Source organism: Flavobacterium sp. ov086 (assembly GCF_900187965.1).
Classification (GTDB): domain Bacteria; phylum Bacteroidota; class Bacteroidia; order Flavobacteriales; family Flavobacteriaceae; genus Flavobacterium.
Window position 1 is genome coordinate 1 of record NZ_FZNL01000056.1, and the last position, 3,428, is coordinate 3,428.

General features: G+C 28.6%; 5 protein-coding genes. All 5 read left to right on the forward strand.

Annotated elements, in window-relative coordinates; all coding sequences use genetic code 11:
* Positions 1-35 precede the first annotated feature (35 nt).
* The 5 genes from CHB81_RS26560 to CHB81_RS26585 all read left to right on the forward strand — a co-directional run bounded on the left by CHB81_RS26560 (position 36) and on the right by CHB81_RS26585 (position 3,377).
* Positions 36-287 carry a hypothetical protein gene (locus tag CHB81_RS26560; protein ID WP_141130487.1) on the forward strand — a complete coding sequence of 84 codons (252 nt, stop codon included), beginning with the start codon at positions 36-38 and terminating at the stop codon, positions 285-287.
* A gap of 1 nt (position 288) precedes the next feature.
* On the forward strand, positions 289-789 hold the full coding sequence (locus tag CHB81_RS26565; protein ID WP_254921285.1) for a hypothetical protein: 501 nt from the start codon (positions 289-291) through the stop codon (positions 787-789).
* Between the two features lie 328 nt (positions 790-1,117).
* A complete protein-coding gene (locus CHB81_RS26570; RefSeq protein ID WP_089354822.1) occupies positions 1,118-1,492 on the forward strand; it encodes a hypothetical protein in 375 nt (124 codons plus the stop codon).
* 707 nt (positions 1,493-2,199) lie between these two features.
* Positions 2,200-3,027 carry a hypothetical protein gene (locus CHB81_RS26580; protein ID WP_089354824.1) on the forward strand — a complete coding sequence of 276 codons (828 nt, stop codon included), beginning with the start codon at positions 2,200-2,202 and terminating at the stop codon, positions 3,025-3,027.
* Positions 3,024-3,377 carry a hypothetical protein gene (locus CHB81_RS26585; RefSeq protein ID WP_089354825.1) on the forward strand — a complete coding sequence of 118 codons (354 nt, stop codon included), beginning with the start codon at positions 3,024-3,026 and terminating at the stop codon, positions 3,375-3,377. Before CHB81_RS26580 ends, CHB81_RS26585 begins: the two co-directional genes overlap by 4 nt.
* Positions 3,378-3,428: the final 51 nt, after the last annotated feature.

Here is a 3,428-nt window from a genome sequence, read left to right on the forward strand (position 1 = left end):
GAGAGGTTTTCGTTTTTCTGATTAAATTTTAATAAATGGCGCAAAGTCAGAGACATTTGCGCAGCATGTGTAAAGGGGAGACTTCGGGGAGCGGGTTTGAAGGAGTTAATTCACCTTTGTCAAGTGGTGCAAATCGAAATTTAATAAATTCTTGTAGAATAGTCCTTAGTATGTATGGTCAAAAAAAAATAGATCCATTTACTGGCGCTCCAGTGTCTAAAGCAACAATGACTGCGGCATATAATATAATTACAGCTTTTAATTTAATTGAGAACCAAAAAAAATAAAATGAAGAAAGTGATAATAGTTACTGTGATACTGTTGTTAGCAAGTTGTAATGATAAAATAGCCGGTACTTTAGGTAGTGGATCTATATATGAATTTAAATGTAGTGAAGAAAAATTAAATATATGCTTAAATAAATTTAAGGAAAGTTCTAAACATTTAGCAATACCAGAAAAATGGAAGAAGTATGATAACTGGGACGAGATAGGTTATGGCTTTTTAGAAGGAAAAGTTTTTTACTTAAAAGGCAACAAAGATTTTGAAGAAGAAATGTATTACGTTACAGTATTAGGATCAAGCCCTAAATTAAAAAATATCGCTAGTATTTCCATAAGATCTGTTTTTAGAATTACAGAAGGAACACCACGATGGTTGTATCTTGACGATTTAAGTAAATCAGAGGCAAAAGAAATTGAAGATAGATTTCAAAAAATAATTTTGAATAAAATGATAAAAAGTGATTGTAATTGTAATACTTATATAATAAAACTGAAACGTTACTGATATTTAGCTAATCTCCCCCGGCTGCGCAAAGTGTAGCTGCTGTGCAAACGTCCCAGGGGCTGATCCAAGTCTGGCAGGACAATATCAAAGCGATAACCGAATTGCAGATAAAAAAGAAGAAGAAGAAAATGCTAAAAAAGGGACAGTAGCAACTGCCGATAATTTAGAAGAAATTGATAGTTTTACTGGTAGTGGACCTGGACCGAAAAGTAAATTTGCACTCTTTTTTAGAAATCTCTTAATTAAAACTTTTGATTTTACAGAAAGAGGATTAATTTTAGATCAAGAAGCAATAGGATATAAATATGGTAAATGGTCAGATGAATTAATGGCGACCGGAGTACTTAATTATATTATTGGAGAGTTGGTTGGAGGGTTTGCGGGTGCATCATCAGATATTAAAAGAGGAATAGGTGGGGCAAACGCAATTGTGTCTCAGGTAAATATGCAAGAGAGACGTGCAACATTATTAGTTAGACAAACATTATGGTACGGAAAAGTAACTATGAATATTTTAACAAATGATATAATAAATGTTCAGCAATCTAAAATTACCACTGGTACATATGCTTTACCTGAATTTTCAATTTACCAAGAAAGAATTTATTCACCTGTAACAAATTATTCGACAATTTCCAAAAATATTATTTTTGGAGAATTTGTTCCAATTCATAAGAATAAACCGCAGATTACTAAGCATTAACAAGGATTGTGATATGGTCAAAAAGAAAAAGGTACTTGATTTAATTTATATTGTGGTATTTATTATATTGGTAAGTTACATTATTGAAAATAAAAAAATAAATTTACTAATAGTTTATATGGCTACAATAGGATCAATTGGTTTATTGTACTATAACAATAAAAAAAAGAATGTTTTATTATTCAATAATCGGGAGCAAATTTTTGAAATTCTAATTTATTGCATCTTAATATGTAAAACTATTGATAGAATATTTTATTTTCAAGATATTTTGGAACTTTTACTGTTGTTGCTTATATTTTTATCTTTCGGTCTGAGATTTATAGTTCTATGTAAAGATTTTTTAAAAAACAACAAGAGATTAATGAGATTTTCTGTTATAGATTTTGTTTTAGTTGTAATTTATTCAGAGATTTCTTTGTTATTTATTAAGTTTGTTATTACATTTAAAGTAAAATCAACAGTGAATTATTCTTATATTAAGACTAATTTTTATGATGAAATATTATTATTATTAAGTAGTTTTCTCATTTATTTTACATTCCAATTAATACTTTTGACAAGGGCTAGATTTTATTATTTGTTTCTTATGTTTTTTGGATTTATTACGATGTATTTACGAGTTTTATATTGTAACTATAAGAATTTTAGTACTTTTGAGGAGTTTGATCTTTCTATGTTTTTTGTTTTCGGAATGTTTTTAGGATGTGTTTCTTTTTCAAGATATAAAGAATGGATTTAATTCTCCAGTTGTACATTTTGATGAATCACCATACACTGCATTTAACAACAATCCAGCATTTTGGGAAGATCCAAGTGGTGCATCTCCGATATATAATAATACAACAGGTGAGTATGTAATAAATGGTAAAGTAGCGACGTTTGAAGAAGCTGTAGCATATGCTAATTCTGGTGGAAATAGTATGGGGGATAATAATAATACGCCACAGCAAGATGGTTATTCTGACGAATTAGATTCTAATTTTTCGCAGGATGGTTATAATATTTATTTATTTAGAAATAGTTTGGGTGATACATCGAAATTTATTGGAGCTTTATTAGATATAGCAAATAAAGGGGAATCAAATCTTCTGAGCACATTAGAAGATGGTGAAAGACTAACAAAAATTATTCTTTTCAAAAAAGAAATTAGTATAGAATATAAAGATGGAAAAGGAAATAAAATTTCAAAGACTAAATATACTGAATTAACTAATCAAGGAAAAACAACAGCAATTACAAAAACGACAGTAATAAAAAGATATCAAGGTCAAATACCGTCTATAGCCAGTGAAAGTATTGTCGATGTAAAAAATGTTAAATTAAGTCTAACTCAAACAACTACAGTTGATAATAATCATAAAACAACTACAAGTAAATACAATAGTACGACGACATTGAGTACACTCTCTTCGAACATTCAATTGATTTTTCAGAGGGCTGCAGATTATAATAATACTCAACAGGATACACAGTTTAGTTCATTAATAGACGGTACTAAAGAAGCATTAAAAAAAACAAAAACATCAGAATGAAACATAAACATAAAGAAATTTTAAAACTATTATTTTTTTCAATAGTAACAGCAGGTGTAGTTAAATATATTCACTTATTTGTTATTTGGGAGAGTATGAAAATTACCAAAGATAATTTTCACAAAAATTTAGTAGACCTAGTTACATATCAACAAAAAGCAATTGAAACGCTTTATCTTGAAGCAGCAAATTTATTTGTTTTGCCGTATATAGCTGCAATAGTATTTTATTTTTTTTCTAAAATTGATTTAAGGCCAAAAAATAATTTTTTAGTGTTTATGCTTTTATTTACACTATTATTTTTTATAACGTATATTTTAATTGGTTACGGTTATAGTCTTTTAAAATAAATCCCCTGGCTGCGCAAAGTGTAGCTGCTGTGCAAACGTCTCTGACTTTGC